The organism is Streptomyces sp. NPDC051677 (genome assembly GCF_044453465.1).
In the GTDB taxonomy this organism is placed as follows: Bacteria; Actinomycetota; Actinomycetes; order Streptomycetales; family Streptomycetaceae; genus Streptomyces.
Genome location: NZ_JBITCT010000021.1, coordinates 122,583 through 147,139, shown reverse-complemented (window position 1 = coordinate 147,139; position 24,557 = coordinate 122,583). Strand labels below are relative to the sequence as shown.

At 70.5% G+C, this 24,557-nt stretch carries 17 protein-coding genes; 9 read left to right on the top strand and 8 right to left on the bottom strand.

Annotated features, from left to right (window positions below; all coding sequences use genetic code 11):
- Nucleotides 1-35: 35 nt before the first annotated feature.
- The 4 genes from ACIBAF_RS24925 (at nt 36) to ACIBAF_RS24910 (ending at nt 7,925) form a co-directional block, all read left to right on the top strand.
- Nucleotides 36-1,565, top strand: coding sequence for a glycosyl hydrolase family 28 protein (locus ACIBAF_RS24925; RefSeq protein ID WP_399465772.1), 1,530 nt, complete (start codon nt 36-38; stop codon nt 1,563-1,565).
- On the top strand, nt 1,562-4,900 hold the full coding sequence (locus ACIBAF_RS24920; RefSeq protein ID WP_399465770.1) for an alginate lyase family protein: 3,339 nt from the start codon (nt 1,562-1,564) through the stop codon (nt 4,898-4,900). Before ACIBAF_RS24925 ends, ACIBAF_RS24920 begins: the two co-directional genes overlap by 4 nt.
- Before the next feature lie 27 nt (nt 4,901-4,927).
- The gene (locus ACIBAF_RS24915; RefSeq protein ID WP_399465768.1) at nt 4,928-6,184 is read left to right on the top strand and encodes an alginate lyase family protein; all 1,257 of its coding nucleotides are present in this window, start codon (nt 4,928-4,930) and stop codon (nt 6,182-6,184) included.
- Between the two features lie 91 nt (nt 6,185-6,275).
- Nucleotides 6,276-7,925: a carboxylesterase/lipase family protein gene (locus tag ACIBAF_RS24910; RefSeq protein ID WP_399465766.1), complete on the top strand. Its 1,650-nt coding sequence runs from the start codon at nt 6,276-6,278 to the stop codon at nt 7,923-7,925.
- Between the two features lie 39 nt (nt 7,926-7,964).
- Here ACIBAF_RS24910 and ACIBAF_RS24905 read toward each other — a convergent pair whose 3' ends face one another.
- The 3 genes from ACIBAF_RS24905 to ACIBAF_RS24895 form a co-directional block, all read right to left on the bottom strand.
- The gene (locus ACIBAF_RS24905; RefSeq protein WP_399465764.1) at nt 7,965-9,038 is read right to left on the bottom strand and encodes a LacI family DNA-binding transcriptional regulator; all 1,074 of its coding nucleotides are present in this window, start codon (nt 9,036-9,038) and stop codon (nt 7,965-7,967) included.
- 78 nt (nt 9,039-9,116) lie between these two features.
- Nucleotides 9,117-10,058 carry a homocysteine S-methyltransferase gene (gene mmuM / locus ACIBAF_RS24900; protein ID WP_399465761.1) on the bottom strand — a complete coding sequence of 314 codons (942 nt, stop codon included), beginning with the start codon at nt 10,056-10,058 and terminating at the stop codon, nt 9,117-9,119.
- 155 nt (nt 10,059-10,213) lie between these two features.
- Nucleotides 10,214-12,376: an autotransporter gene (locus ACIBAF_RS24895; protein WP_399465759.1), complete on the bottom strand. Its 2,163-nt coding sequence runs from the start codon at nt 12,374-12,376 to the stop codon at nt 10,214-10,216.
- Nucleotides 12,377-12,697: 321 nt separating this feature from the next.
- On the opposite strand from ACIBAF_RS24895, the gene ACIBAF_RS24890 reads away from it, so the two are divergent.
- Nucleotides 12,698-14,110, top strand: a complete 1,413-nt coding sequence (locus ACIBAF_RS24890) for an RICIN domain-containing protein (protein ID WP_399465757.1) — start codon at nt 12,698-12,700, stop codon at nt 14,108-14,110.
- Nucleotides 14,111-14,117: 7 nt separating this feature from the next.
- Here ACIBAF_RS24890 and ACIBAF_RS24885 read toward each other — a convergent pair whose 3' ends face one another.
- Entirely contained in the window at nt 14,118-15,800 is a 1,683-nt protein-coding gene (locus tag ACIBAF_RS24885) for a rhamnogalacturonan lyase B N-terminal domain-containing protein (RefSeq protein ID WP_399465755.1), read from the bottom strand.
- Between the two features lie 191 nt (nt 15,801-15,991).
- Between ACIBAF_RS24885 and ACIBAF_RS24880 the strand changes: the two genes are divergently transcribed.
- Both ACIBAF_RS24880 and ACIBAF_RS24875 read left to right on the top strand, forming a co-directional pair.
- Nucleotides 15,992-17,038: a rhamnogalacturonan acetylesterase gene (locus ACIBAF_RS24880; protein ID WP_399465753.1), complete on the top strand. Its 1,047-nt coding sequence runs from the start codon at nt 15,992-15,994 to the stop codon at nt 17,036-17,038.
- A gap of 90 nt (nt 17,039-17,128) precedes the next feature.
- Nucleotides 17,129-18,880, top strand: a complete 1,752-nt coding sequence (locus ACIBAF_RS24875) for a DUF2264 domain-containing protein (protein WP_399465751.1) — start codon at nt 17,129-17,131, stop codon at nt 18,878-18,880.
- Here ACIBAF_RS24875 and ACIBAF_RS24870 read toward each other — a convergent pair.
- Entirely contained in the window at nt 18,825-20,210 is a 1,386-nt protein-coding gene (locus ACIBAF_RS24870) for a hypothetical protein (RefSeq protein ID WP_399465749.1), read from the bottom strand. The genes ACIBAF_RS24875 and ACIBAF_RS24870 overlap by 56 nt on opposite strands.
- Nucleotides 20,211-20,315: 105 nt before the next feature.
- Between ACIBAF_RS24870 and ACIBAF_RS24865 the strand changes: the two genes are divergently transcribed.
- Nucleotides 20,316-20,687 (top strand): VOC family protein, encoded by a 372-nt coding sequence (locus tag ACIBAF_RS24865; protein ID WP_399465747.1) that lies wholly within the window; start codon nt 20,316-20,318, stop codon nt 20,685-20,687.
- A 123-nt stretch (nt 20,688-20,810) separates the two neighbouring features.
- Nucleotides 20,811-21,602, top strand: a complete 792-nt coding sequence (locus tag ACIBAF_RS24860; protein WP_399465745.1) for an isocitrate lyase/phosphoenolpyruvate mutase family protein — start codon at nt 20,811-20,813, stop codon at nt 21,600-21,602.
- A gap of 7 nt (nt 21,603-21,609) precedes the next feature.
- Here ACIBAF_RS24860 and ACIBAF_RS24855 read toward each other — a convergent pair whose 3' ends face one another.
- The 3 genes from ACIBAF_RS24855 to ACIBAF_RS24845 form a co-directional block, all read right to left on the bottom strand.
- Nucleotides 21,610-22,206, bottom strand: coding sequence for a TetR/AcrR family transcriptional regulator (locus ACIBAF_RS24855; RefSeq protein ID WP_399465743.1), 597 nt, complete (start codon nt 22,204-22,206; stop codon nt 21,610-21,612).
- Nucleotides 22,207-22,403: 197 nt separating this feature from the next.
- On the bottom strand, nt 22,404-23,732 hold the full coding sequence (locus ACIBAF_RS24850) for a jacalin-like lectin (protein ID WP_399465741.1): 1,329 nt from the start codon (nt 23,730-23,732) through the stop codon (nt 22,404-22,406).
- Between the two features lie 138 nt (nt 23,733-23,870).
- Entirely contained in the window at nt 23,871-24,512 is a 642-nt protein-coding gene (locus tag ACIBAF_RS24845) for an NADPH-dependent FMN reductase (RefSeq protein WP_399465739.1), read from the bottom strand.
- Between the last annotated feature and the right edge of the window lie 45 nt (nt 24,513-24,557).

The window sequence follows — 24,557 nt, the reverse complement described above, 5'->3', positions numbered from 1 at the left end:
CCCCTTACCGACCTGTTTGCCGCAAGGAGTCACACATGATCACGCCCTTGTCCCGCCGTACCGCCCTGCAGGCGGTCGGCGCCACCGTCCTCGCCGCCGGCCTCACCGACCTCACGGCCACGGCGGCCCGGGCCGAAGGGGCGGACGACAACTCCGCCCCCAGGCTGGTCACGTACCCCCGTCCGGCCACCATGCCGACCAACACCAGCTTCAGGGTGCGCGTGCGCACCGCCCCCGACGGCGACTGGCAGACGCTCGACGTCTACCGGCCGCAGCTGGAGGAGATCAACGCGACCACCGGCTCCGGCAAGGTCTACAACACGTCGATGGTGTACTTCGACTTCCAGGGCTCCGTCGAAGTCGAGGTGACGTACCTCAAGGGCGGCACCACCAAGGCCCGGGTGAGACCGGACTCGCTGGGCATCAAGCCCGAACTCGGCGGCGACACCCTGGTGTTCACCCTTGACGAGCCGAAGGACGTCGTCGTCCAGATCAACGACGAGATCTTCGACTGTCTGCACGTCATCACCAACCACATCTGCCCCAACCCGCCCTCGGCGGACGACCCGGACGTCATCTACTTCGGCCCCGGTGTGCACACCGTCACCGGCAACGTCCTCACCGTGCCCAGCGGCAAGACCGTGTACCTCGCGGGCGGCGCCGTCCTGCAGGCGCAGGTGTTCTTCAAGAACGTGGAGAAGGCCGCCCTCACCGGCCGCGGCATGCTCAACGCCGGCCCCGGCGGGATCCTCTGCGAGGGCAGCAAGAACATCCGCGTCGAGGACGTCATCATCATGAACCCGAACGGCTACGCGGGCACGTTCGGCATGAGCGAGAACGTCCATGTCAAGAAGGCGCGTTCGTTCAGCTCGAAGGGCAATGGAGACGGTTTCGACGTCTTCTCCTCGACCGGGATCGTCTTCGACGGCTGCTTCATGCGCAACTCCGACGACTGCTTCGCCATCTACTGCCACCGCTGGGACTACTACGGCGACACCCGCGACATCACCATCCAGAACTGCACCCTGTGGGCCGATGTCGCGCACCCGATCAACGTCGGCACGCACGGCAACTCCGACAACCCCGAGACGCTCGAGAACCTGGTCATCAAGAACATCGACGTCCTCGACCACCGCGAGCCCCAGATGAACTACCAGGGCTGCATCGCCCTCAACCCCGGCGACTCCAACCTCATCAAGAACGTCCGCATCGAGGACGTGCGCATCGAGGACTTCCGCTGGGGCCAGGTCATCTACATGAAGGTGATGTACAACCCGAAGTACAACACCTCGGTCGGCCGCGGCATCCAGGACGTCTACGTCAAGAACCTCAGCTACACGGGCACCCACGCCGAGCCGTCGCTGTTCCTCGGCTATGACGCCGAACACGCCATCGACAACGTCACCTTCGAGAACCTGGTGATCAACGGGGTCGTCGTCGCCGACTCGATGAAGAAGCCGAAGTGGTACTACACCACCGACGCCATCCAGTGGTTCTACAACGAGCACGTGACGAACCTGACGTTCCTCACGACCGCCGAGGCCGAGGCGGCCGCCGCGTCATGATCACCCCCGCGACCAGCCGCCGGGGCTTCCTCGGCGGCGCGGCGGCCCTGCTGCTGGCATCGGGCGCGAGCGGACTGCTCGTGCCCACCACCGCCAGGGCCGCCGCCCGAAGCGACACCGGCGCCAGAGCCTTCGCCCACCCAGGCCTGCTGCACACCGCCGACGACCTGGCCCGGATGAAGGCGGCCGTCGCCGCCAAGCAGTCCCCCGTCTACGACGGCTACCTGGCGTTCGCGGCGCACGCCCGCTCCTCGGCCTCGTACGCCGTCCAGAACACGGGCCAGATCACCTCCTGGGGCCGCGGCCCCACCAACTTCCAGAACCAGGCCGTCGCCGACTCGGCCGCCGCCTACCAGAACGCCCTCATGTGGGCGGTCACCGGCAACCGGGCGAACGCCGACAAGGCCCGCGACATCCTCAACGCCTGGTCGGCGTCTTTGACGGCGATCACCGGCGCGGACGGGCCGCTCGGCGCCGGGCTCCAGGCCTTCAAGTTCGTCAACGCGGCCGAACTCCTCCGGCACAGCGACTACGACGGCTGGGCGCAGCCGGACATCGCCCGCTGCGAGCGGTCCTTCCTCGACGTCTGGTATCCGGCCGTGTCCGGCTACATGCTCTACGCCAACGGCAACTGGGACCTGACTGCCCTTCAGACCATCCTGGCCATCGGCGTGTTCTGCGAGGAGCCCGTGCTCTTCGAGGACGCCCTGCGCTTCGCCGCGGCCGGCGCGGGCAACGGAAGCATCCCGCACCGCATCGTCACCGACGCAGGTCAAGGCCAGGAGGCCGGCCGCGACCAGGGCCACGAACAGCTCGCCGTCGGCCTGACCGGCGACATCGCCCAGGTCGCCTGGAACCAGGGCGTCGACCTCTGGGGCCACGAAGACAACCGCATCCTCGCCAATTTCGAGTACGCCGCCCGTTACAACCTCGGCGGCGACGTCCCCTTCACCCCCGACCTCGACCGCACCGGCAAGTACATCAAGAAGGCCGTCTCCGCGACCGGCCGCGGCAATCTCCCGCCGATCTACGAGATGGCGTACGCCCACTACGCCGGCGTCCGAGGTCTCGACACCCCGTACACGAAGGCCGCCGTCTTCCGTGGCGCCGGCGGCGCCCGCACCGTCGAGGGCAGCAACGACGACCTGCCCAGCTGGGGCACCTTCGCCTACGCCGGCGCGACGGCCACCTCGTCGACGACGGCGCCGACGGCTCCGGCGGGCGTCACCGCGGTCGGCCACGGCAGGTCCGTCACCGTGAGCTGGCTGCCGTCCGCGTGGGCGAGGACGTACAGCGTCCACCGGGCGACCAAGCCCGAGGGCCCGTACGAGGAGATCGCCACGGGCCTCGACAAGCCGACGTACAGCGACACCGACGCGCGACCGGACCGGACGTACCACTACACGGTCATTGCCTTCAACTCTCAGGGCGGCAGCGACAGTTCACGCATCGCCTCTGCCGCAGCCGGCCTCCCCGCCCCCTGGTCCACCCAGGATCTCGGCGACGTGAGGATCCCCGGTTCCGCCGCCTTCGACGGCGAACGCTTCGTCCTGGAGGCGAGCGGCACCGCCGACGCCTATCGCCTCGTGCATCTGCCGCTGCCTGGCGACGGCACGGTCACCGCACGGATCGTGTGGCCGCTGAGCTCGCAGTACTCCAAGATCGGCGTAACCCTGCGCGACTCGCTCGACGCGGACGCGGCGCACGCAGCCATGCTGATCCAGGGGCTGCCGCTGCACACCTGGAGCGGTGTGTGGAGCGTACGGCCGTCGGCCGGGGCGGAGGTCTCCGCCACCGGCAGCACACCCGTGCCGCCCGCCCAGCAGGACGCCATCACCACCAACGCGTCCTTCCCGATCTCTGACCTCGGCGCCCTCCCGGAGTCCGCGACACCGCTTCAGGCCCCGTACGTCGAGGGCGCGGGCGACGGCTACCGGCTGCGGGCGCCGTACTGGGTGCGGGTGACGCGCAAGGCACGCCGGTGCACCGGCGCGATCTCCCCGGACGGCATCCGCTGGACCGAAGTCGGCTCCACCGAGGTCGAGTTGGGGCACACCGCGTACGCGGGTCTCGTCCTCACCTCCTGCCTCGGCGTCGCCGAGGACTACGCCGAAACCGGCACCGGAGCCTTCGATAACGTCACCGTCACGTCGGCCTCGGGCGAGGTGTGGACGGTATCGCACCCGGCCGGCGCCGCCACCGGCCTCACGGCGACCACCGGCGCGGACGCCGTCGAACTGGCCTGGACCGACCCGGACCTCTCCGCCCGCTTCAAGGTGCTGCGGGCCACGGACGCCGACGGCCCGTACCACACCGTCGCCACCGGCATCGGCCCCGTCGGCTTCGGCGCCCGCATCCGGTACGCCGACGCCACCGGCACGCCCCGCACGACGTACCACTACGTCGTCGCGAAGACGAACGCCGGTGGCCGCGGCCCGCTCTCGGAGTCCGCGGCGGCCTCCATGCCGATGCCTGGCACACCCCAACTCACCTCCGCGACCACGGTGTTCGCGAACAGGGGCGTTCCCTTCCGTCACCTCCTGCGCGCCTCGCACGAGCCCATACGCTTCACCGCGGACGGGCTCCCCGACGGCCTGCGCGTCGACAAACGCACCGGTCTGATCTGCGGAACCCCCAACGAGAGCGGCGAGTTCACGATCACCACCACCGCGGGCAACGCGGCGGGCGACGGCACCGGCGCCCTCGCCCTCACCGTCGGCACACCCCCGCCCACCCCATGGACCTACGGCGATCTCGGCGACGTGATCCTCGACGACCGGGCCTACGGGACGCTCGGCGTGGTCGCGATCCGTACGCCGGGCAGCAGCTCGTACGACGGCAAGACCTTCACCGTCCGCGGCGCGGGCGTCGACCTGACCGTCAACAACCAGGGAATGACAGGGCAGTTCGTACGACAGCCCGTCACCGGCGACTGCACGGTCACCGCCCGGCTGGTCTCCCGCAGCGGAGCTGCCGCCGACCGGGTGGGCCTGCTGATGGCCAAGTCGCTGTCACCGTTCGACCAGGCCGCCGGAGTGATCGTCACCGGCGGGACCTCCGCGCAGTTGATGCTGCGCAGAACCGTGGCCGGCGGCTCCGCCTTTTCCGGCACCGCACCTGTCCAACTGCCCCTGCTGCTACGGCTGAAGCGCGCCGGGACCGCCTTCGCCGCAGCAGTGTCCACCGATGACGGCGCCACCTGGGCCGCCCTCGCCTCCGGCGAGATCCCCGGCTTCGGCGACGCCCCCTTCCACGTGGGCCTGGTGGTCTGCTCCCGCAGCCCGCTGGCCCTCGGCACCGCCCAGTTCGACGAGGTGAGCATCACCCCCGACTGATCCCCCCACGGATTGGAGTCGCACAAGATGAGCCGCATCTCCCCCCACCAGAGCCCCGAACAGGGCGAGTTGAGCCGCCGGGGTCTCCTGAAGACCGCCGGCGGTCTCACCGCCGCACTCGCCCTCGGGGGCTCCGCGGCCGCGCTGGCGGGCCCCACCGCCAGCGCAGCCCCGGCCGCCTTCACCCACCCCGGCATGCTGCACAACGCCGGCGACATCAACCGCGCCAAGGTCAGGGTCGCTGCGAAGACCGACCCCTGGCTGTCCGGCTGGAACAAGCTGACCGCCAACTCCCACGCGCAGTCCACCTGGACGCCCAACCCGCAGGCCACCATCATCCGCGGCGGCACGGGCGAGAACTACGGCATCCTCTACAACGACATCGCCGCCGCCTACCAGAACGCCCTGCGCTGGGCGGTGGGCGGTACGGCCGCCAACGGCGACACCGCCGTCAAGATCCTCAACGCCTGGTCGTCCAAGCTGACCACCCTCACCGGCAACGCCGACCGGTTCCTCGCGGCCGGCATCTACGGCTGGGAGTTCTGCCAGGCCGCCGAGCTCATGCGCGGCTACGCGGGGTTCGACCTGGCGAAGTTCCAGCAGATGATGGTCAGCGTCTTCTACCCGCTCAACAACCAGTTCCTCACCCAGCACAACGGCGCCTGCATCACCAACTACTGGGCCAACTGGGACCTGTGCAACATGGCCTCGGTCATGGCCATCGGGATCCTCACCGACAACGCGGCCAAGTACGACCAGGCCGTGAACTACTTCAAGACCGGCGCCGGCAACGGCTCCATCGCGCACGCGGTCCCGTACCTGTACACCGACTCCGACGGCTACGCCCTCGGCCAGTGGCAGGAGTCCGGCCGCGACCAGGGCCACACCATGATGGGCATGGGGCAGATGGGCGCCCTCTGCGAGATGGCCTGGAACCAGGGCGACGACCTCTACTCGTACGACAGCCGCCGCTTCATGAAGGCCGCCCAGTACGTCGCCAAGTACAACCTGGGCCAGGACGTCCCCTACACCACCTACACCTGGGGCACCGGCACCAACTGCAGCCAGCAGTCGCAGACGGTGATCAGCTCCGGTTCCCGCGGCCAGGTCCGCCCGGTCTGGGCCATGCTGCACTACCACTACAACCGGCGCCTCTACCTCGACGACAAGTGGATCTCCCAGATGTGCTTCTCGGTCGCCCCCGAGGGCGGCGGCGGGGACTACGGATCCACCAGCGGCGGCTACGACCAGCTCGGTTTCGGCACCCTGATGTACGCCAAATAGCCCTGCTACAGGCTCGTGCACCGGAATACCGCACGCCGTTGTGGTGCTCTGGTACTACCGGTGCGCGAGCACGCGAAGGGCTGGTGGGCGCATGACAGCAGACCAGGCGAACCCCGTGGTCAGGACGCCGTACGGGTTCGTACGCGGCAGATACGAGGACGGCGTCGCGGTCTTCAGGGGCATCCCGTACGCCGCCCCGCCGTTCGGTCCCCGGCGCTTTCGGTCCCCCGCGCCGCCGGAGCCCTGGGAGGGCGTGCGCGACGCGGGCGCCTTCGGGCCCACGGCGCCGAAACCGCCGTACTCCGAGGCCTTCGCGCAGTACCTGTCCGACCCGGACCTGCCCGGCGACGACTGTCTCAACCTCAATGTGTGGACGCCGGAGCCGGGACCGGGCGCCCGGCTCCCGGTCATGGTGTGGCTGCACGGCGGCGCCCTGACCCGCGGCTCGTCGGCCGTGCCCGTGTACGACGGGCACGCCTTCGCCCGCGACGGCGTCGTCCTCGTCTCGGTCAACTACCGGCTCGGGGTCGAGGGCTACGGACTGTTCCCGGACGCCCCCGCCAACCCCGGACTGCGCGACCAGCTCGCCGCGCTGGCATGGGTCCATCGCTCCATCAGGGCCTTCGGCGGCGACCCCGACAGGGTCACCCTGGCCGGACAGTCCGCCGGCGCGATCAGCGCCGGGGCCCTGATCGCGGCCCCGCAGGCGCAGGGCCTGTTCCGCCGGGCCGTCCTGCAGAGCGGACCGCCGGAGGCCTTCGAACGGGACAAGGTCCGGCGCATGGTGCGCCGTATGGCCGCCCGGCTGAAGGTCCCCGCCACCGCCGAGGCCTTCGCCGCCGTCGACCGGGACCTGCTGCTGCGCACCCAGGCCGAGGTCGGCAGGCTCAGCAGCCCCGTCCTGGGCGGGCCCGCCTTCGGCATCGTCGTCGACGGCGACCTCGTCCCCCGCGACCCTCTTCAGGCCCTCGTCGACGGGGACGCGGCCCCCGGCGTCGACCTGCTCCTCGGCTGGACCCGCGACGAGTACCGACTGTGGCTGGTCCCAGGCGGTCTGCTGGAGCGCGTCGACCGACTGGGTCCCGTCGCCCTCGCCGGCGCCATGGCCCGCTGTCGCTGCGGCCACGAGGTGCCGCGCGGCTACCGGGCCCTGCACCCCGGGGCCGGGACTGCCGAGATCGTGGGCCAGATGGTCACCGACAGCCTGCTGCGCCTGCCCCTGCAACGGCTCGCCGACGCCCGCCCCGGGGCGTCGTACGTGTACGAGTTCGCCTGGCCGTCGCTCAGGCCCGGCCTCGGCGCCTGCCACGCCCTCGAACTCGGGTTCGTCTTCGACACCGGAGAGACGCCCGAGTCCGCGAAGCTCGCGGGGGACGGCGCGCCGCAGGAGCTCGCCGACGCCATGCACGGGGCATGGACACGGTTCGCGGCGACGGGCGACCCCGGCTGGGAGGCCTGGGACGCGGCGCACCCGGTGCGGATCTTCGGCGAGGTCGGCAGTGGACCGTACACGGGCGACGGCACCCCGCACGCGGGCGACGGCACCCTGCACGCGGGCGACGACATGGCGTATACCGCATACGGTCCGCGCGACCGTGAGCTGGCGCTGTGGACGGCGGAGCCTGCCCCCGTGCCCGGAGAGTCCGCCGACGGGACGGCGACGCCGGACCCGCTGCTCAGCAGGCCCGTGCGCGGCACGGAGCTGAGGTCTGCGATGCGCCGGCTGCGCCGCGCCGGGTGAGTGCGTGGACGCCCGACCGGGCAGGGCACGCCGACCGTGTCACCTCGAAGCCGAGGAGCCCTTCCCCACGCCCGCGACCGAGTCCCGCACCACCACGTGCGTGCCCAGGAGCAGGTGTTCGCCCGGTCCGTCGGCGGAGCGGCCGAGCGCCGTGCGGACAGCGAGGCGCCCCAGCTCCTCGTAGGGGACATGGACCGTGGTCAGGGCGGGACGCAGGTCGCGGGCGAACGGAATGTCGTCGTAACCGGCCAGCGAAACGTCGCCCGGCACGTCCAGCCCCGCCTCGTGCAGGGCGGCCAGGGCGCCGACCGCGACCATGTCGGTGGCGGCCACCACGGCCGTGAAGCGCAGGCCCCGGTCCAGCGCCCGGCGCAGCAGGCGGTACCCGGAGTCACGAGTGAAGTCGCCGTGCAGGACCAGCGCCGGGTCCACGTCGACGCCGCGCGCCCTGTGCGCCTCTGTGTAACCGCTTTCGCGCCCCAGCGCCGTCGTGTGGTCCGGCTTGCCCCCGAGGAACAGCACGCGTCGGTGTCCCTGGGCGAGGACGTGCGCGACCAGGGCGAAGGCGCCGCCCTCGTTGTCGTACTCGACGACGGTGACGGGCGCCCCCGGCCCCAGCGGCGGCCGCCCGCACAGGACGAGCCGGGACCCTGCGGACGCCAGCGACTCGGCGATACGGCGGGTGCGCTCGCGGTACTCCGGAGTGTCGGCGGCCCCTCCGACCAGGATGACGGCGGCGGCCCGCTGGGCCCGCATGGTCTCCACGAAGTCCAGCTCGCGCCGTACGTCCCCCTCCGTGCTGCACACCAGGCACAGGTGTCCGAGCCGGTGCGCCTCGCGTTCCACGCCGTGTGCCATGTGCGCGAACGACGGCCCGGTGATGTCCTCCAGCACGAAGGCCAGCGTCGGCGTCCCGGCTCCCGCGACCGCCTTGGCGCGCGCGTCGGCGACGTAGTCCAGCTCTCCCACCGCCCGCAGCACCCGCCTGCGGGTCTCCGCGCTCACCGGGTACGCACCGCCGAGCACGCGCGAAACGGTTGCCGCGGACACGCCCGCACGGGCCGCCACGTCACGGATCGTGCTGCGCGCCGCGTTCGCGGTCTTCTTCGTCATCCCCGCCCTCCCCACGGAAACCGGCGGTAACCGCTTTCCCGAGCGGAGGCTAGCAGCGCAGGGCGGGCGGAAAGAGGCCTATGCGGAGGTCAGTGTGCGGGCGATCGAGGCGACGGCCTCCGGGCCGACCCGACAGCAGCCGCCGATCAGCCGCGCCCCCGACTCCCGCCAGCCCAGGACCTGTTCGGGGGTGAACGTGGAGCGGCCGCGCCAGGCGCGGGCCTCGGCGTCCCAGGCCTCGCCGCTGTTCGGGTAGACGACGACCGGCTTGCCCGTCACCCGCGCCGCGGTCGCCACGGCGGCGTCGACGTCCTCAGGGGCGCAGCAGTTCACCCCGACCGCGATCACCTCGTCCGCCTCGGCGGCCAGGGCGAACGCCTCCTCCAGCGGCTGCCCGGCGCGGGTACGGTCGCCGGCGATCGAGTACGACAGCCAGGCCGGCACGCCGAGACCGCGCACCGCGCGCAGCAGCGCCTCGGCCTCGTCGGCGTCGGGAACCGTTTCCAGCGCCAACACGTCGGGCCCCGCGGCGGCCAGCACCTCGAGCCGGGGACGATGGAAACGCTCCAGCTCCGCGACGCTCAGTCCGTAGCGGCCCCGGTACTCGGAGCCGTCGGCGAGCATCGCCCCGTACGGGCCGACCGACGCGGCCACCCACAGCGGGTGCGCCACCCCGTTGCGTCCAGCCTGCCGGGCCGCCTCCCGGGCCAGCTCCACGCTCTGCGCGAGCAGCCGGGCAGCCTCGTCGTGGTCGATGCCGCGCTTGGCGAAGCCCTCGAACGTGGCCTGGTAACTGGAGGTGATCGCCACGTTCGCGCCCGCCTCGAAGTACGCGAGGTGCGCCTGAGTGATCGCCTCGGGTCGCTCGGCGAGCAGCCGCGCCGACCACAGCTCGTCGCTCAGGTCGTGCCCGGCGGACTCCAGCTGATTGGACATACCGCCGTCGAGGACGACGGTTCCGGCGGCGAGCGCCGCGCTGAGGGACGTCTCCGCACGGGGAACAGGGGTGTCGCTGGTCATGTCACGACGCTAGTCGAAGGGACGGCGGACAGCTCGGTCCGTCCAATACATGAACAGCCGGCCCACCATGCGGGATACCGGGCTGTGCTGCGATCACCCTCCGTCGCTTCCGGCACTCCTTCCGCGCCATGCCTTCGGCGAGGTCAGGCGAGGACTCATCGCCGGTGCGCCGAGTGCCGGCCGCCCCGACGGCGCCCGCCGCCCCGTGTGCGCTTGGTCGCGGGGACCAGGAGCGCACCGAGCAGCCCGGCCGCCAGGACATACGGCCACCAGCCGAACGCCCCGCTCTCGGCCGCGCTCGCGCTGCGCGTCCCGGCCGTCACGGGGCCCGACGGCGCCCGTCCGTGCACGCTCGCCGACGGGCTCGCAGCCGTGGCGGCGAGGACGACGTCATTGCCGTCGCCGCCCTTGTAACTGATCCGGTAAACGGTGTCGCCAAGTTTCACGTCGGCCCCCTCCGGCAGCCCGTCGAAGGCGCCGGAGGTGGCGGTCTTACCGGTGTTGTCCAGGACGGTGATCGCCCGGAGGGGCGTGCGAGTCGCGGGGGAAACCTTGCCGGAAGCGGTTTTGGAACCGGTTGCGGCGGACGCCGCCCCCGCGGCGGACAGGTCGAGGCCGCCACCCAGCGAGACCTTGCCCGCCACCTTCAAGGGGGCCTTACCCAGCACCAGTTGGCCCTCGTCGCGCTGCGTGTAGGCGCCGGTCACCGTGAGCCCGCTCGTGACCACGCCCTCGTTCGCCACGGCGCCCCTCACGACGCCTGTGCCGCTGAGCGCGCTCGTCACCCGCAGAGCCGAGCCGCCCGTGTCCAGCCGCGCCCCCGCGGACGTCAGCCGGATCGCCCTGCTGTTGGCGAGGCCCGCCCCGTCCCTGAGCGCGAGGGCGCCCTGCTTGACCGTCGTCGTCCCGGTGTACGTCACGGAGGAGCCCGTGAGGGTCGTCGTCGCCGTGCCGGACTGCACGAGCGAGCCGCTGCCACCGAGCCGGGACAGGGAGATCGCGGTCTTCGCGTTGCACACGACGAGCGTGCCGTCGTTCACGATCCGCCGCCGGTCGGTGCCGGTGAGCAGGGAGCCGTCGCCCTGGGGTGATCCCAGCCGCAGGATCGCCCCCTTCTGCACGGTGGTCGAACCGTCGTAGTACTGGGCTGCCGCGAAGGTGACGTCGTTTCCCTTGGTTCCGGCGACGACGATGTCCCCGGCGCCGGGTGCGGCGAGCGTGTCGTGGTACCTGCCGCCGCCGATCGGCGCGCCCAGGGTGACCGGGCCGTCGTAGTCGAACGTCAGCAGCGACCGTCGTCCGCTCGCCTGGTGCAGATTGATGTAAACGGTGTCTTTCGTTCCCGGCATGAAGATCGTGTGCGTGGTGCCGTCGCCCCACTGCACGTTCGCGCCCTCGATGTTGGTGCCGCGCTTGTTCAACTGGTGTGCTATCGCCCGCCAGTTGATGCCTGGGTCGCTGAGCGAGGGGTGGGCATCGCCGCCTTGGTCGCTGTAGCTGTACTGCCCGGTGAGGACGACCTTGCTGCCCGGCCGGGTGTGGACGTTGACGTCGCTGCCGTACTCCCGCTGGTAGAAGTTCTGCCGCAGCGTGACCGTCTGGTACAGCGGGGTGTCGATGATCCAGGAGCCCTGGTTGAGGATCGCCCGGGCGTTGGGCAGCGAAACCGGATACTCGGGGCGGCCTACGGCCATCCCGGTGCCGTTGTCGATGACCCCGGAGAAGGGGTGCGTGCCCGCGAGGTCGAGGGTGCCCCACATGTTGCGGGGCTGGGTGACCAGGCCCGATCCGCTGATGGTCCCGAGGTTGAAGGTGCGGGTCAGCGACAGCCGGAGCGTGCCGTCGACGCGGACGTTGAGCTGGTTGAGCCGGTACCCGGGGGTGTCGTAGGGGAAGTGCCCGATCAGACCCGTACCTCCGCCAGTGCCGTACTGCAGGGTCGTCCCGCGCTCCACCGTGATCGCGGGCGGGTCGGGGTTGCTGACCGTCGTGTACGGGTGGTTTCCGCCCTGGGTGCGCACCACCTGCCGACGGCGTGCCTCGGGCAGCGTGAAGTCGCTGTCCTTGCTCAGGACGAGCGTGCCGGCGCCGCGCACCGTAAGCGTTCCCTGGCCGCGGAAGACGCCGTCGTACGTCGTCGTCCCGGAGGGCACGGTGACCACCGTGTCGCCGGTGAGCGTCACGTCCCGGTCGGCGAGGACGTCGGCGGTGACGTCCCGGGCGCCGGCGGCCACGGCCGGGGGAGCGGTGGCCAAGAGGGCCGCGACGGCCGCGAGGGCGCCGGCGATCGCGCTTGAGGTGTGGAGAGGGCTGCGCACGGACCGGAGACGCGGCAGAACGAGAGCGATAACAGAAACTTGCGCTCCTGGAAGGCGGCTCGTCCCCGCCGGGCCCGGAAAACCGATGTCCTGCCCGGAAACCTCCGGAAAGGGCTTTCCATCAAGTCTCGTCCGACCCGTTGACCTGCTCGTAACACACCCTTACCTTTTCGGCGTTCGTCATTCCACATGTCGTTCGCACTCCCGAACGCCCCTCGCGCCGAATCGCCCTGGCGGTGATTCGCCTTTCCCTGCCCTGCTCCACAGGAGCTTCGTTTCTTCCCCCCGCCTGAAGGCCGGGGCATCCACGAAGGAGACCTGATGAGACGTGCGTACGCGACCCTGTTCGCCCTCTGTCTGGCGCTGATCGGAGCCTTCGCCACCGTGGGAACGGCTCAGGCGGCGCCGCAGACGATCGCCAACGGCACGCAGTTCACCGACACCTCGGGCAGCCCCGTGCACGCCCACGGCGGCGGGGTCCTCAAGGTCGGCTCCTACTACTACTGGTTCGGCGAGAACCGCAACGCCGACAACACGTTTCGGTACGTGGACGCCTACCGCTCCACCGACCTGAAGAACTGGGAGTTCCGCAACCACGTCCTGACCCAGTCGAGCGCAGCCGAGCTGGCCACCGCCAACATCGAACGTCCGAAGGTCATGTACAACGCGTCCACCGGCAAGTTCGTCATGTGGATGCACAAGGAGAACGGCGCCGACTACAGCGAGGCCCGGGCCGCCGTGGCGGTGTCGGACACGGTCGACGGAAACTACACCTGGCAGGGCAGTTTCCGCCCCCTCGGCCAGTACATGTCCCGGGACATCACGGTCTTCGTGGACGGCGACGGCGCCGGATACATGGTCTCGGCCGCACGCGAGAACTACGACCTGCAGATCTACCGGCTCACCGCCGACTACACCGGTATCGCAAGCCTGGTCGCCGACCCCTGGCACGACGGCCACCGGGAGGCCCCGGCGCTGTTCAAGCGGGGCGGCGTCTACTTCATGCTCACCTCGGCCGCGACCGGCTGGAGCCCCAACCAGCAGCAGTACGCGACGGCGACCTCCCTCGCCGGGCCCTGGACGGCGATGACGAACGTCGGCGACTCGACGGCGTTCGGCTCACAGACCGCGTACGTCCTTCCCGTCCAGGGCAGTTCGGGCACCTCCTACCTGTACCTGGGCGATCGCTGGGGCAACTCCTTCGGCGGGACCGTCAACGACTCCCGTTACGTCTGGCTGCCGCTGTCCTTCCCCACCTCCACCTCGCTGTCGATGTCCTGGGCCCCCGAAGTCACCGTCGACACGGCTGCGGGAACGGTGACCGGCACGAGCGCCACGTACAACACGCTGATCGCCCGGCACAGCGGCAAGTGCGCGGACGTCACGAGCCAGTCCCTCTGGGCCGGGGCCCAGATCAAGCAGTACGACTGCAACGGCGGCAACAACCAGAAGTACTGGTTCAAGTCCGTCGGAAGCGGTTACTACCAGTTGGTCGTCAGGAACAGCTCCCTGTGCGTACAGGAGAACGCGAGCACGGTCAGCCAGGAGAACTGCAACGCGACGGCCACCAGCCAGCAGTGGTCGCTGACGACGTCGGGCAGCTACGTCACCCTCACGTCGCGGGCGAGCGGCGAGTGCCTGGACGTGAACGGCGCGTCCACCGCCAACTCCGCCGCCGTCATCACGTACACGTGCAACGGAGGCGCCAACCAGCAGTGGACGCGCGGAACCTGACCCTACGTCAGGAAAGCAGGTCGATCGCGTCGATCGATGTGCCCGCACTGAGGTAGGAGGTCGTCCCCGAACCGCTCACCACGTTGATCTTCAGTACGTTGTACTGGCTGGTGTCCGTGAGCCATGCGCTCGCCGGGACGCTGTAGGTGAACGTGTGGTTGTTGCCCCGGTAGGACCCGTTGGTCAGGGACCGGGTGCTCGGCTGGGTGGGCGGGGAGGGGATGGCCGAGGTCCAGGTGTCGTTCACGACGACCTGCGGCCGGCCGTTGGCGTAGGCCGTCGTGACGCCGATGCGCAGGGTGTGCGCGGCGGCGGCCTGGGCCGCGGTCAGTTTGAAGTAGACGAGCAGACCGCTGTTGACGTCCTTCCAGAGGTAGCAGGGAAACGCCGAGGTCTCGCTGCCGCTGCCGATCACCACGTTGCCGGTCCAGGCGGCGGCCCGTACGTCCGACGGATGCGCGTACGTCATGAGGTCGGCGTTCTTGAAGCCGCTCGGCGTCCCGGTCCAGTCGTTGATCCGCCAGATCGCGCTCGCGTTGCTCGGGTCGTTCGAGGACGGGATCGCGATCGAGTTGAGGGTGGTCGTCCCGCCCGCGGACACCGTCACCTGGGTGCTGTGCACAGCGAGCTCGGCCTTGTGGACGGTCAGCGTGTACGTCCCCGGCAGCACCCCTGTGATCGAGAAGTAGCCGTCGGAGGAGCGCGCCGAACCCCAGTACTGGGCCGCCGAGTTGGCGAGTCCGACCGTGTACGGGTACGCCGTGTTGCGCCCGGTGATGCCGACCCCGGTCACCCGGCCCCGGCCGCTCGCCCCGACGTATCCGGCGATGCCGAGCGAGTCGGCCCAGGACGTGGTCAGGGTGCCCGGGAACAGCGAGGAGGAGGGGGCGCCGCCGTCCGTGAAGGCGATGACGTACGGGCCCTGGAGGCCGAAGCGCTGCTCCTCCGTCTGGTTCTGGCCGTAGTAGAGGATCTCGTACAGGCCGCCGCCGTCGGCGCTCTGGTGCCGCAGGAGGGAGCGGTAGAAGGGCCCGCCGGAGGCCTTCTCGTGGTTGCTGCGCACGATCCACAGGCCTCTGCTGCCGGTGGTCCAGCCGATGTGGCTGTAGTCCATGACGCGCAGCTTGGAGTAGTGCTTGGAGCGGGTCTGGCCGTCGGACTTCGCGAAGACGTCGGAGGCCTCGATGGTGCTGGTCGTGTACGTGTAGGAGTCGGGCTCGTCGTTGAGGAACAGGCCGGCCTTGACGCGCACGATGTAACGGGTCGCCGAAACGGACGTGTCGGCCTTGTTGGTCCACAGGTAGACGTTGTTCTCGCCGCTGCGGGCCGCGTAGTAGTGCCTGAGCGTGCCGTGGGTGACCGAGATCAGGATCGTCGAGCCGGACTGTGCGATCGTCACGGTGGAGCTTCCGAGCCCCGACTCGATGTGCGAGTTCATGCCGCCGTAGCCCTGGTACTCGGTGCCCCGGTAGACCAGGGAGGTCAGGTCGCCGGTGGACTTGCTGACCTTGAAGACCAGGTTGGCGCCGGTGTCGACGACGTAGTTCGAGCCGTCGTCGGTGTAGCCGAAGGCCGCCGCGGCGGCGGGGAGGGCGAGCGGGCCGGCGAGGGCGGCCGAGCCGGCGGCGGCCGCGGCGCCGAGGACGAAGGCGCGGCGTCGGACCGGGCTGTGGCTCTCGGATCCGGACATGGGGGTGCCTCCTTCGGGAGGTGTGGGGGTGCGGGTGCCTGAGAGAGTGACAGTTGAATCGATTTCGCGAAAGGGCTTTCGCTTGCGCGAGGTTGGCAATCTTGTGAAATCGGTCCAAGGTCTAGAAAGCGCTTGCCAAAGGGGGGTACGGTCCTGCCGCCAACCCTGTTGCCGCGCCGGAGGAGCTGCAAGTGAGACGTTTCAACATCGCCGTGCTGGCGGCGCTCACCCTGACCACCGGCCTGACGGCCGCACCCGCCGCCCAGGCCCACGGCGGCCGCGCGCCCCTCGGCATCGACAACTGCACTGCCACCGCATGCCACTTCGACGTCCCGCCCGGCGTCTACGACGTGAAGGTCGTCCTCGGCGGCGACACCGACTCGAGCACCGCCGTCAGCGGAGAGTCCCGGCGCGCCCTGCTCCCGGAGACCGCGGCCCCCGCCGGTGAACGCGTTTCCCGCAGTTTCACGGTCGACGTCCGCACCCCCGAGGGCGAGCCCACCGGCCCCGCCGGAACCCCCGGCCTGGACCTGACGCTCGGCGGCTCGGCGCCGGCCCTGGCCGACATCAGGGTCACCCCCGCCCGGCATGCCCGGCAGATCTTCCTCGTCGGCGACTCCACGGTCTGCGACCAACCCGCCGACCCGTACACCGGCTGGGGCCAGCAGCTGCCGCAGTATCTGCGCAAGGGCGTCTCGGTCGCCAACTACGCCGATTCCGGCGAGAGTACGGTCACGTATCTGGGGAACCCGCAGCTCTGGGCCACGGTCCAGCCGCTGATCCGCCCCGGCGACCTCGTCCTGGTCCAGCTCGCCCACAACGACAAGACGACCGACGAGGCGACGTACCGGACGAACCTCGAGACACTGGTGGCGGGAGTGCGGGAGAAGGGCGGACGGCCGGTCCTCGTCACCCCCATCGTGCGCCGCTGGTTCAACGCCGACGGCACACTGAACAATGGAACGGCCCTGCTGGTCAACGGACTCGGCGTCGACCACCCGGCGGTGATCCGCTCGGTCGCGGCCGCGCAGGACGTTCCGCTGATCGACCTCACCGCCAAGACCAAGGCCCTCGTGGAGTCCCTCGGGGTCGAGGGCTCCAAGGCGCTCTACCTCTACAACGAGAAACGCGACAACACGCACACCTCCGTGCACGGCGCCACGGTCTACGCGGGCCTGGTCCGCGACGAACTCGTCGCCCGGCATCTGGTGCCGAGGGGCGCCGTGCGGGTGGGATGAACGCCTGGGGGCGCCCCGACCGGAACCGGGACGCCCCCAGGTTCTGGCATCCCCAGGTCCCGGCCCGGCCGCGAAGGAAAGAAACAGCACATGCACCTGCCCCCGCCCGACCCCGCCCGCAGCCCCCGAACGGGCTACACCCGCGCCCACTGGGAGGCGGCCGCCGACGCCCTGCTCGCCGCGGTGGAGCCGTACGCCACCGAAGATCGCGCCCTCTACCACTTTCCCGGCGACCGGGAGAGCTGGTCGGGCCGCCTCTCCGACGGCCTGGAGGGCTATGCCCGCACCCTGCTGCTGGCCGCCTTCCGCCGCGACGAGACCGCGCTGGAGCGTTACGCAACCGGTCTCGAAGCGGGTGTCCTCGGCGTCTGGCCCCGCATCACGGACCGGAGTCAGCCGCTCGTCGAGGCCGCGTCGATCGCCCTCGCGCTGCGACTGACCCGTCCGCTGCTCTGGGACCGCCTCGACGACGGCGTCCGGCAGCGCGCGGCCGCCTGGCTCGGCGACGCGCTGACCGCCGAACCCTGGCCCTGCAACTGGGAACTGTTCCCGGTCACGGTAGGCGGCTTCCTGGAGTCGATCGGCCATGAGCCGGAGGCCTCCCGCAGGGCCATCGACCGCGGCCTGGAACGCATCGAGCAGTGGTACGTCGGCGACGGCTGGTACACCGACGGCGCAGGGCGCGCCTTCGACTACTACAACGGCTGGGCGATGCACCTCTACCCGGTCCTGCACGCCTGGCTGGCCGACGACCCTGACCTGCTCGCTCTCTACGGCGGGCGGCTCAGGGCCCATCTCGCCGACTACGCCCGCCTGTTCGGCGGCGACGGAGCGCCGTTGCACCAGGGCCGCTCCCTCACCTACCGCTTCGCCACCACCGCCCCCCTGTGGCTGGGCGCCCTGACCGGTCATACCTCGCTGGCCCCCGGCGAGACCCGCCGCCTGGCCTCGGGCGCGTTGAAGTACTTCCTGGAGCGGGACGCGGTCGACGAGCGCGGCCTGCTGACCCTCGGCTGGCACGGCCCCGACGAGTCGGTCCTGCAGGGCTACTCGGGACCGGCCTCTCCCTACTGGGCGAGCAAGGGCTTCCTCGGTCTGCTGCTTCCACCGGAACACGAGGTGTGGACGGCGCAGGAAGCGGCTGGACCGGCGGAACGGGCAAACGCGGTCACCCCGCTTCCCGCCCCCAACTGGCTGTTGCAGTCGACGAGTTCGGACGGCCTGGTGCGCCTGCACAACCATGGCAGCGAGGACGTCCGCTACGACCCCTACTACACGCGGTTCGCCTACTCCACGGTCACGCGGCCGCTCGGCTCGCCACCGGACAACGTCGTCGTGGTCGGCGGTGACGCACACCGTGAGGGCATCGTCCCGCTCGGGGTGGGAGAGGGCTGGGCGGCCTCCCGGTACGCGCTGGACTCCGGCGCCGAGGTCACCAGTCTGGTGGTGGCCGACGGCGCGGTGGAGGTGCGGGCCCATCTGGTGGCCGGCGCGGCACCGGGGACGCGGGTGCAGGTCACAGGCTGGGCGCCGGTGGAGGGCGCGGACGAGCGGGCCGACCTGGTCCCCGTGCACGGGCTGACGGGCACGTCTGTGCTGTCGGGCGCGCTGGGGAACGGCCCCGCGACCCTCTTCGTCGCGCTGGCCCGCCTCACCGCCGAGCCCGCCCCCCTGCCCCTCCGGGAGCTGGTGTCCGTGGAGGTGCGGGGAGCGGGCGCCGACGACGCTCATGGGGCGTACGACCTGATCGTCCGCTGGCCGACGGGCTCGGAGAACCGGTTTGCCTTCACGGTTTCAGGCGAGCGATCCGAAGCGTCGTCGTGGTCGGTGAAGCCCCGGTGAGCGGCGTCGCGTAGGTAGGCGTCACGGGGGCGTACGCCCAGGTCAGCGTCCCGTCCTTGAGGACCGCGATGTCTCCGGTGACACGCGTGGTCACCACCTTGTCCGCGCTCTGCGCCTTGCCGTTCCAGTCGACCAGACGGAAGTGGGTGCCCGTGAAGGCGCCGGTGCAGGTGCCGCTGGTGCACTTGGAGCTCTTCAGGGAGTCCCACGACACGAGGAGGCGGTCCTTGCCGTACGGGGCGACATGGACGTCGACGTTCTCGGTGCCGACCGCGCTGGTGAGGTAAACGGCCTTGCCGGGACCGGAGTTGCGGTCCTTCATGAAGGCCAGGGCGACCTGATGCGTACCCGTCTTCGGTTTCACCGTCCAGCCGCGGCCGCTGGCGTCGTCCGGGTTCTTCTTCGCCGAGGCGGCGCCGCGGGAGGCGAACGCGGTCACATAGCGGCCGGTGGACGACTTCACCAGATCGCCGGTGCGACCGGGGAAGGTACCGCCGCAGTAACCGGCCCAGCACTGTTCGCGCTGCACCACGGGCGCCGTGTCCGGGGCGCCGATCCCGGTCGAGACGAACAGCCCGGAGCGCCAGTCGTCGAAGCAGAGGGAGGTGAAGGCGCCGGAGGGCTCGGCATGCAGGGCGATGCCCTCGTTGTGGCTGCAGCCCCAGCCCCATCCGCCGCTGAGCTTCGCTCCCTTGGCGCTGACGTACGCCATCTTGTCCCCGTAGTGCCCGTCCGCGAAGCCGCCGGCGCCGTGCACGACGAAGTAGGCGCCGTACTTGCTGCCGTTCCAGGTGAGTTGTCCGTCGAGCAACGGGGCGGTGTCGTGGGAGGCGGTGCCGGTGAGTTTCGTGCGGAAGGTCTGCTTGCTGCCCGTGTAACGGATGATCGCGGCCGCCGTCTCCTTCCACTTGTTCGTGTCGGCGACTCGCGTGAGCAGCGCGAAGCCGTCGTTGTGCGCGACCAGGCCGCCCACCTCCTTGACGCCCTTGACGACCGTGTCGGCGCCCGAGCGCTTCCCGGCGGCGGTGAGCGGCGTGACGTGGACACCGTCAGCCGCAGGCCAGGCGACGCGAAGCGTGCCGTTCGGGGCCACCGCGGTCGTCGTCCGCGTCCACTCCCGGGTGTTGTTGTACCCGGCGGACAGGTAGGGGAACTTGGCGGCCAGGGTGACGGCGGTGGTGGTGGGGGTGAGGTTCGGGGAGGTGGTCGCCGCCCCGGCAGTCGCCCACCATGCGCCGGCGAGCAGCCCGGCGGCCGCGAGAGCGCCGATCGCGGGCTTGCGTGCCGCACGGATACGGCGGTGACGCGTCGTGCGTCGTGCAGATGTCATGGCCTTTTGTTGCCGCCGGGGAGGAAACGGTTGCCGTGGGAGGGGATACGGCTGACGGGAGAATCTCCGTTGCCGCCTGCAAGCGGTGTCCACAAGAATCCACCCATGACTTCTGCCATCCGTCACGTGACGATCGACAGTTCCGACGCCTACGCCCTCGGCAGTTTCTGGGCCGAGGTTCTCGGCCAGCCCCTCCAAGAGGAGGACAAGCCGGGCGACGAGGAGGCGCTGATCGCGGGCGCGGGCCTGCTCTTCGTCACCGTGCCGGAGACCAAGAGCAAGAAGAACCGCATCCACCTCGACATCCAGCCGCAGGACCGCACCCGCGACGAGGAGGTCGAGCGGCTGCTGGCCCTCGGCGCCACCCTGGTCGACGACCACCGCAAGCCCGACGGCACGGGGTGGGCGGTCCTCGTGGACCCGGAAGGAAACGAGTTCTGCGTGGAGCGCAGTGCGGGAGAGCGGGCCGCTGACTGAGGAGACGGTCTCCGGGCAGGGCACGGAAACGCGACTGAGCAGGGGAACGGATCCACTGGTGGGGCCCCTTCGGCGGCGACGGTTCGGCGAGGACCGAAACGACGCGCCCCTAGCGTGGGCTGTATGCGTGCACCCAGGACGACACCGAGCCCCTTCGTAGACCTCCATCATGCGGACACCCCGCTTCTCCTGCCCAACGCCTGGGACCACGCCTCCGCACGGGCCCTGGCGGGGCAGGGCTTCCGGGCCATCGGCACGACGAGTCTCGCGGTGGCGGCGGGGGTGGGGCTTCCGGACGGGGCGTCGGCCACCCGCGACGAAACCCTGAGGCTCGCGCGAACACTGGGTTCGCAACCCTTTCTGCTGACCGTCGACGCGGAAAGCGGCTTCAGCGAAGACCCCGACGAGGTCGCGGAGTTCGCGTGTCAGCTTGCGGCGGCGGGGGCGGTCGGCATCAACCTGGAGGACGGCCTGGGGGCGGTCGACCGGCATGCTGCGAAGATCGCCGCCGTCAAGGCGGCCGTACCCGACCTTTTCGTCAACGCGCGCACGGATACGTACTGGCTCGGGGAACAGGACGAAACCGAGACGCTGCACCGCCTCGACGCCTATCGACAAGCCGGCGCCGACGGCGTGTTCGTCCCGGGTCTGACACATGTCCGGGAGATCGCCGCGCTGGTGGCGCAGCTCGACGTCCCCCTCAACGTCCTCTATTCACCGGCGGGTCCCGCGGTTCCCCATCTCGCCGACCTGGGGGTGAGCCGCATCAGCCTCGGTTCGTTTCTGTACCGACGCGCCCTGGGCGCTGCGCTCGAAGCAGTGGACCAGATCCGTGCGGGACACAGGCCGAGCGGCCCTGCGCCGACGTACGAGGACATACAGAGGCTCGGCGTGGAGGCGGTACGCCACGACTGACGTGACGTCACCTTGCGGTGTCGTCCTCCCGCGGCCAGTGGGTGAGCGCCAGGTGCAGGGCGTCGATCGCCTTGTCCCACGACCGTTGCACGTCCCGGGGCGCCCCGAAGCCGCCGCCGGCCTCCAGCAGGCAGTACCCGTGAAACGTGCTGCGCAACAGGCGGACGGCGTCGGTCAGGTCGGGTTCGTCGAGACCGTAGGCGCGGAGCATCCCGTAGGTGATCTCGGCGGTGCGGCGCAGTACGGGGGATTCGGCGGCCAGTTCCTGGTCGATTTCGTCGTCGATACGGATCTGGGTGGCGGCGTACCGTCCGGGGTGCCGTAGGGCGTACTCCCGATAGGCCCCCGCGAACGCGACCAGCGCATCCTTGCCGGCGAGTCCGGCGACGGCCGCGGCGATCTGGTCGATCATCTCGCCGCCGACGAGCAGCGCGAGCCTGGTTCGCAGCTCCCGGAGGTTTTTGACGTGCGAGTACAGGCTCGCGTCCTTGACTCCGAAGCGCCGGGCCAGCGCCGAGATGCTGACGTTGTCGAAGCCGACCTCGTCGGCGACCTCGGCGGCGGCTTCGACGAGGCGGTCGGTGGTGAGGCCGACTCGTGGCATGGAGGGGACCGCCTTGTGTGCGCTCGGGCCTGGAGGTACTGGGCAGGATCTTAAGGGTTCCGCAGGTGGGGGCCGGCCCACGGCCCCGCGGAATCCCGACCGGGGGAGGGTTCGCCTGGGGCCCGTCGCCCTGTCCCGCCGCAGGCTCGGCGGAGCCCCGGCGGGATTCTCGGCGCAAGCGTCCTGGTGTACGAGGCTCAGCTGATCGGCGCGTACAGCACGCCCAGCTTGTCCACCTCGTCGCCCGCGCGGCCCGTGAAGCCGACGATCTGCCAGCCGGACGGGGCCGTGAACGTGGTCGTGTCGGTCGTCGCGGTGCCGGAGGACAGCGTGCGGCCCTTGTCCGTCGTGAACGCCGCGGAGAAGATCCTTGTGCGGCCGTCCTTCTGGCCCTGGGTCAGTTTCACCGAGGTGAGGTGTTCGCCCGTCGCCAGCGTCAGCGACGTCGCGGTACCGCCCGCGCCTCCGTGGGTGAGCGTCGTACCACCGTCGTGCGTCAGCGCCACCGCGTCCAAGCGGGCGCCGCCACGCAGGGTCAGCGTGCGCGGGGCCGGGGCGGCCGGCAGGTCGTCCGCGTCGTTGAACGCCGTGCCGTGCGGACCGCCGAAGAAGTCACTCGCCCGCACGCTCGAGTTGAGGGTGTAGGAGAAGTCGACCGTGTGCGGGAAGTGGTCCGAGAGGTTGCCTCCCGCGGAGTCCAGAAACGACGCCCATTCGTTGTTGTAACGGGTCGCGTTCAGGGTCAGGAGCTTGCTGCTCCGGTAGAAGACCTTGTCCACGACCTCGCAGCCGTTCGTCGGCGCAGTCGTCGGGCACAGCAGCGCGTCGGCGCCCTGGGTGGGCCGGGTGCCGCCCTTCACCAGCTTCACCCACGCGTCCGTCAGGCCGTTCTCGTCGGCGAGCGTGCGGATGTTGTCTCCGGCTCGGGTGTAGCGCGTGTTGGTGTCGCCCATCACGAGCACCGCGTTACCGGACGAGTTCGCCTGGATGAAGTCCGACAGCTGCTCGATGTTGGCGCGTCGGGCGGCCAGCGCGTCGTCGGAGTCGTCGGCGTTGGTGTGGACGTTGTACAGGTCCACGAAGACGCCCTCCGCCAAGCGGACCCGGGACAGCGTGAAGCCCTTCGGCGTAAGGCAGTTGGTCCCGGTGCAGTTGTTCCACCGGACCCGCTCGAAGTCGTCGAAGGCGTAGTCCGAGAGGGTGTTGAGGCCGTCGCCTATGGCCGCGCCGCCACTGGTGGCGGTGCGGTACGGGTGGTTGTCCCCCGCGTAGAGCGCGGCGTGGTAGTTGAAGTCCTCCTGCACGTTGACGATGTCGTACGTCGCCAACTTCGGTGAGATCAGCGGGGTGTTCGTGGCCGGGTGGCCGGAGCTGAGTCCCTCGGGCAGGCCCGCGACGTTGTACGTCAGGACGTTGAAGCTGCCGGACGCGGCGGCGGACGCGGCCTGGGCGGGCGCTGCGGCGGTCGCGGTGAGGCCGGTGACGGCCAGAACGCCGGCTGCCAGGGTGCCGATGAGTCGTCTCATGTGGGGGTGTCTCCGGTCGGGGAGGTGTCGGTGAGAAAGCTGAACAGAGCTCAGATTGAGGCCGACCGGTGGGACGCACAAGGCCTGTTGAGGAAACAGTGAGTGCAGGGCAGAAAACGCTTGCAGCCGCTTGTTCCCTCAGCCCTGGTAGGGGCGGCTCGCGCGGGCGCTTCGCAACGTCCGTCCCCACCAGGTGAGTTGACCGAGCATGCCCTTGGCGGCGCCCTCGCAGACGTCCGCGTCGCGCGGTGTGCCGTCCTCCCCGAGCCCTGACCACGGACCGTGCAGGCTCACGGCGTCCCGCACGGTCATGGCGTGCAACTCGGCGAACACCAACCGCAGTTGCTCCACGGCGCGGATGCCGCCGGCGAGGCCGCCGTAGGAGACGAATCCGACCGGCTTGGCCTGCCACTGCGAGTGGTGCCAGTCGATGAGGTTCTTCAGTGCGGCCGGGAAGCTGTGGTTGTACTCGGGTGTGACGACGACGAAGGCGTCCGCGGCGGCCAGTCGCGGTGAGACGTCCGCCAGTGCGGCCACGGTCTCGGGGCTCGGCGAGCCGCCCCAGCCGGGCATGACCAGGGGCAGATCGGTGTCGGCGAGGTCGATGACGTCCAGGTCCAGGCCGTCGTGTCCGGTGACGGCGCCGAGGAACCAGTCCGCCACGGCGCGGCCCTGACGGCCCTCGCGGACGCTGCCGACGATGACGGCCACGCGCAGCGGGGCGTCGTTCTCGACAGCGGTGGTGACGCTTTCGGCTGCGGGCGTGTTGCTGGCGGGCATGGGTGTCCCCCTGCTTCTTCCTCGCGACCCTTGCGGGGCGGGACG

Bases quoted from the DNA above. Each gene is read 5' to 3' on its own strand.
- ACIBAF_RS24850 (WP_399465741.1), bottom strand. From the start codon at position 23,732: ATGAGACGACTCATCGGCACCCTGGCAGCCGGCGTTCTGGCCGTCACC.
- ACIBAF_RS24910 (WP_399465766.1), top strand. From the start codon at position 6,276: ATGACAGCAGACCAGGCGAACCCCGTGGTCAGGACGCCGTACGGGTTC.
- ACIBAF_RS24920 (WP_399465770.1), top strand. From the start codon at position 1,562: ATGATCACCCCCGCGACCAGCCGCCGGGGCTTCCTCGGCGGCGCGGCG.
- ACIBAF_RS24890 (WP_399465757.1), top strand. From the start codon at position 12,698: ATGAGACGTGCGTACGCGACCCTGTTCGCCCTCTGTCTGGCGCTGATC.
- ACIBAF_RS24870 (WP_399465749.1), bottom strand. From the start codon at position 20,210: ATGACATCTGCACGACGCACGACGCGTCACCGCCGTATCCGTGCGGCA.
- ACIBAF_RS24885 (WP_399465755.1), bottom strand. From the start codon at position 15,800: ATGTCCGGATCCGAGAGCCACAGCCCGGTCCGACGCCGCGCCTTCGTC.
- ACIBAF_RS24925 (WP_399465772.1), top strand. From the start codon at position 36: ATGATCACGCCCTTGTCCCGCCGTACCGCCCTGCAGGCGGTCGGCGCC.
- mmuM (WP_399465761.1), bottom strand. From the start codon at position 10,058: ATGACCAGCGACACCCCTGTTCCCCGTGCGGAGACGTCCCTCAGCGCG.
- ACIBAF_RS24915 (WP_399465768.1), top strand. From the start codon at position 4,928: ATGAGCCGCATCTCCCCCCACCAGAGCCCCGAACAGGGCGAGTTGAGC.
- ACIBAF_RS24905 (WP_399465764.1), bottom strand. From the start codon at position 9,038: ATGACGAAGAAGACCGCGAACGCGGCGCGCAGCACGATCCGTGACGTG.
- ACIBAF_RS24855 (WP_399465743.1), bottom strand. From the start codon at position 22,206: ATGCCACGAGTCGGCCTCACCACCGACCGCCTCGTCGAAGCCGCCGCC.
- ACIBAF_RS24865 (WP_399465747.1), top strand. From the start codon at position 20,316: ATGACTTCTGCCATCCGTCACGTGACGATCGACAGTTCCGACGCCTAC.
- ACIBAF_RS24875 (WP_399465751.1), top strand. From the start codon at position 17,129: ATGCACCTGCCCCCGCCCGACCCCGCCCGCAGCCCCCGAACGGGCTAC.
- ACIBAF_RS24860 (WP_399465745.1), top strand. From the start codon at position 20,811: ATGCGTGCACCCAGGACGACACCGAGCCCCTTCGTAGACCTCCATCAT.
- ACIBAF_RS24845 (WP_399465739.1), bottom strand. From the start codon at position 24,512: ATGCCCGCCAGCAACACGCCCGCAGCCGAAAGCGTCACCACCGCTGTC.